At 60.1% G+C, this 4,074-nt stretch carries 6 protein-coding genes; 2 read left to right on the forward strand and 4 right to left on the reverse strand.

What is annotated here, in order from left to right:
- Positions 1 to 123: 123 nt before the first annotated feature.
- Complete coding sequence (locus tag GKO01_RS15505) at positions 124 to 480, forward strand: hypothetical protein (RefSeq protein ID WP_244901521.1); 357 nt, start codon at positions 124 to 126, stop codon at positions 478 to 480.
- 224 nt (positions 481 to 704) lie between these two features.
- Here GKO01_RS15505 and GKO01_RS15510 read toward each other — a convergent pair whose 3' ends face one another.
- A complete protein-coding gene (locus tag GKO01_RS15510) occupies positions 705 to 1,373 on the reverse strand; it encodes a hypothetical protein (RefSeq protein ID WP_099287775.1) in 669 nt (222 codons plus the stop codon).
- Positions 1,374 to 2,094: 721 nt separating this feature from the next.
- Between GKO01_RS15510 and GKO01_RS15515 the strand changes: the two genes are divergently transcribed.
- Complete coding sequence (locus GKO01_RS15515) at positions 2,095 to 2,313, forward strand: hypothetical protein (protein WP_099287776.1); 219 nt, start codon at positions 2,095 to 2,097, stop codon at positions 2,311 to 2,313.
- A gap of 155 nt (positions 2,314 to 2,468) precedes the next feature.
- Here the strand turns inward: GKO01_RS15515 and GKO01_RS16510 are convergent, their stop codons facing one another.
- From GKO01_RS16510 to ssb, 3 genes are read right to left on the reverse strand one after another with little or no spacing between them, the layout of a single operon-like run.
- Positions 2,469 to 2,594 (reverse strand): hypothetical protein, encoded by a 126-nt coding sequence (locus GKO01_RS16510; protein ID WP_255308585.1) that lies wholly within the window; start codon positions 2,592 to 2,594, stop codon positions 2,469 to 2,471.
- The gene (locus tag GKO01_RS15520) at positions 2,587 to 2,865 is read right to left on the reverse strand and encodes a hypothetical protein (RefSeq protein WP_010505526.1); all 279 of its coding nucleotides are present in this window, start codon (positions 2,863 to 2,865) and stop codon (positions 2,587 to 2,589) included. The genes GKO01_RS16510 and GKO01_RS15520 overlap by 8 nt, the downstream gene beginning before the upstream one ends.
- Positions 2,866 to 2,892: 27 nt before the next feature.
- Complete coding sequence (ssb, locus tag GKO01_RS15525) at positions 2,893 to 3,387, reverse strand: single-stranded DNA-binding protein (protein ID WP_099287777.1); 495 nt, start codon at positions 3,385 to 3,387, stop codon at positions 2,893 to 2,895.
- Positions 3,388 to 4,074 lie beyond the last annotated feature (687 nt).

The raw sequence follows: 4,074 nt of genomic DNA on the forward strand, positions 1-4,074 counted from the left end.
TGAACGAACCCGTCAGGGCCGCCCCGAACCCTTTTTCTGCCAGTCGCATCTTTCCGCGTCATTCTGCCCTTCTGAAGCAAAAAACACGCCCTCATCCGAGGCGTCCGCTTCGTGATTAAGGACATGAAACAGATGCTCACCATTCCGAAAATCTGGCCCTATTTCCTCTTCCTCTTTAGCCTTCAATGGCTGATCGCGGCCATTCGTGAGCGAAACAACGCCAAGTTTCTCGGCACGCCCTATGCGCTTTTCCACATCGCTTCAGCGGGCATGGCAACGATGATGCTCTGGCTCCGCCGCTCGACGCGCTACGCTCTTTTCTTGGCGGTTCCGGTTACGGCGCTGTGCGCAGTTCTCTCGCTTGGCCTCTATCTTCTGGGCCATGAGAAAGAGGCCGTCAGCGCTCTCGACGTGGCTCTGATGGCCGGATTTGGAGGCTGGCTTCTCGAATTGCTCTCGTCCATGATCGAAGAAATATGAACGCTCTGCTTCTTCGATTGCCTTAGCGCAGCCCCCCTGTGGGGGGCGAGCATTGGGGGCAAAACACTCCGCGCCGACGAGGCGCGTCCGCCTTCCCGGAAAAAACGACGGGAGATGAACAAGGGCGGACGGGAGAAGAGGCCGAGGGCAGGGCCGAGGGCAGAGCCGAGGCCGTCAGCGCGGCCCCGGTGGTTGGCCGGACCTGCTGGCCCGGCCTGTGAGGGTTAGAGAACGGCCCCCCACTGTGCGGCGCGGACGTTCTCGGTAAGGGTGCGGCCGTTGTCCTTAACGTAAGGCTTCCAGTCTTCTCCGAACAGTTCGCGGTAGGCGTCACATGCGCCCTGAGCCATGACGGCGAGCGCGTAAGCCTTCGGGGCCTGCGCTGCTGCAAAGCGAACGGCGCGGTCAACGCGGTTTTCCCCGCCGTCGATGCCCTGCCGGTCTTCGTCGCGGCTTTCGTTGCTGAAAGAGTTCTGCTCGTCGCGGGCAATCTGGCGCTTGTTCTCGTAGAAGTTGGCGGCCCCATAGGCAGAGCGGACCATGCCGTCCACGAGGCGGCCAAGGTGCATTTCCATGGCCTTGAAATTGCGCTCGCCCCGGAAGTCTGTGACGATCAGAACGTCCTCAAGAAGCGCGTACTGGTCGCGGATCATGCTCAAACCGGCCCCCATCAGCTCGTCATAGTCGCCAGCCTCGAAACCGAAATGCTGAACAATGGCGGAAATCTTGTCATCATTGGGGGCGATGCGGAGAACGTCGGCCAGCGTGGGGGAGGCAATGGCCTTTGTGCGGTCGCGGGCTTCGTTAAAACGGCGGACGGCGGAAGGGCTGGCCTTGTTTGCGGCCTTGCGGTTCTGGGCCTTCGGTGCGATTGTGGTTGCTGCGTCGGACATGAAACTACCCTTTCTAGTCTAGCGAAGTCCCGGCTTGGTGTTCGAGCACTAACCGGGGCGCTTTGTCTTGAGGTCCAATCCCTCTCGACAAGTAAAAGATAGCCTTTCCGGCCTTTCGTGACAAGGGAAAAAGCGCAGAAAACCGCCATAAAACGCGATTTATTTTTGCGTGACAAGTAAAAAGATTGCTTGATTACTTTATGAATACCTGTCGTTTTCCTAGACCCATTCTGCCCGTGCGGCGAGCACACTGACGGCGACGAGAGTGGAACGACGGTGGCGTTTTCCTGAGCCCATCCTGCCACCGGCCAAGACGGGCGACGGGACAGGCCGTCAAGCCCGGAGCGTCCTGAGCAAGGGGGGCAGGCTTGCGGCTGATGCGGGGTCGCGTGCGGCCCTGCAGCAGACGCGGGCCTGACACCTGCCGCCGAGGGTCGCGCAGTGGCTTTACGGACTGGCACGGCGACTGTCAGACTAAACGCTGGATGCGAGGCCGCTGTCGTGGAACGGCCCTCCCGGGCGGTCCTTCAGGACCGTTCGGGAGGGACGAGGAGCCGTCTCACGGTCGAACGTGCGAGACCAGAACCGTCCGTTCATGGAAAAGGATGCGGGTGAACCGTTACCCGGACGGGACGAGACGCGGGGTCCAGACGCCCGGTTGAGGGCGGCTGGACCCTGTGGCTCGGTCGAACTTGGCGACGCAGGAGCCTAGTGAGATAGGGTGAACGAACCCTTCAGGGCCGCCCCGATCCTTCTTTTGCTTTTTCTACCTATGGCCCTGATTTTTCCCGGAAGACTCCCGAGTCAGGAAGAACACACCCCCACCCACGGCAAGCACCAGCAGGCCTCCCCGGACTGGATGCAAAAAGCCCTGCCAGATCAGGAGAAGAACCGCTGCCTGAATACTCAGTGCAACAATGCGGATTATGGTTTGTCGTGACATGGTGCCAGTCTAGTCTTTTTCGCTGTCCTGGCGCAGCCCCCCTGTGGGGGGCGAGCATTGGGGGCAACATACATCGCGCCGACGAGGCGCGTCCGCCTGACTAAACCGGGCGAGCGGACAAAAAAAAGCGGCCCGGAGGCCGCCTGTCGGTGTCACTGATGGGACGTTCGCAACTTTGCGAGCCGGGTGGCAATCGGTCCGATCGCAAGGCCCAGACCGATGGTGAAAGCAGCGGCAGGAAGAAGAATAAACAGGATACTCTGGGTCACGTTATCCATTGGTTTTCGCCTCCGTCTTGTCCTCAGGATAGGGGATATACGCCAGAAAAGTCAAAGAAATTGCCTCAAGCGCGGCTCCCAGAAAAAAACAGGTGACGGCACGCATGGGGGTCAACGGTCCTGTCCCGGATATGAGTGGGGTCACGATGCCGAGCCCCCACGCGCTGAGGGCGAATGTCTGAAGGACGCTGGCAATCGCCTTGTAGCGGTCTTCCTTGTGTTTGGAGCGCTGCGGCGGGGGCAGCAGCGCCATGAGGCGGTCTTTGTTCATCTGGCGCAACGCTCCTTTTTCCCGGAATCAAAACGGCACGTCATCGTCAAGATCGTTCCCGCCCGGTGCGTCCCAGCCCGCATTGCGGTTTCCGTTGCCAGACGATCCCGCAGACCGGCCGCCATTGCTTCCACCAGCAAAGCCGCCCTCGCCTTCATCGCTGTTGCCCCGGTTGCTGTCGATCAGCACCAGCTCACCCCGGAAACGGTCAATAACAACCTCTGTGGTGTAGTGCTCCTGACCGCCCTGATCGGCCCATTTGCGGGTGCGGAGTTCACCTTCGATATAGACCTTGCGGCCTTTGCGAAGAAAGCGTTCCGCCACGTCACCAGCCCGCTCATTGAAGATGACGACACGGTGCCATTCGGTGCGCTCACGACGCTCCCCGCTCTGGCGGTCATTCCAAGTATCCGACGTGGCGAGTGTAAAGCTCACGATCTTGGAACCGGACTGCGTATGACGGACTTCCGGGTCTTTACCAAGGTTGCCAACGAGAATGACTTTGTTAACGGAACCAGCCATGAGAGCCTCCAAGAAATAGGGAACGTATCAACTGGACTGTTGCGGCGTTATTGCCTCCGTCCATGAATAGATATTAGGTTTTTACTTGGCTCTAGTCAACGAGAAATGGCAGAAAACCGCCATTTTCGAGAGAATAAAATTAGAAATGAAGCGCTTTTACTTGTTGAATACTGAAAGGATATTTGATGTTTTCCTAGACCCATCCTGCCCGTGCGGCGAGCACACTGACGGCGACGAAAGAGGAATGGAGGTGGCGTTTTCCTGAGCCCATCCTACCACCGGCCAAGACGGGCGACGGGACAGGCCGTCAAGCCCGGAGCGTCCTGAACAAGGGGGGCAGGTTTGCGGCTGATGCGGGGTCGCGTGCGGCCCTGCAGCAGACGCGGGCCTGACACCTGCCGCCGAGGGATGTGCAGTGGCTTTACGGACTGGCACGGTGACTGTCAGACTGAACGCTGGATGCGAGGTCGCCTCCATGGAACGTGCCTCCCCGGACGGTCCGCAGGACGGGCCGGGGAGGTTGAGGAGCCGTCTCACGAACCGATCCCCAGACCAGGACCGCCCGATATTGGAAAAGGATGCGGGCAAGCCGTTACCCGGAAGGGCCGAGACCCGAGGGCCAGACGCCCGGTTGAGGGCGGCTGGACGTCGGGGCTCGGTGGAGCTTGGCGACGCAGGAGCCTAGCA

It is taken from the genome of Gluconobacter kondonii (assembly GCF_002723995.1).
GTDB lineage: Bacteria > Pseudomonadota > Alphaproteobacteria > Acetobacterales > Acetobacteraceae > Gluconobacter > Gluconobacter kondonii.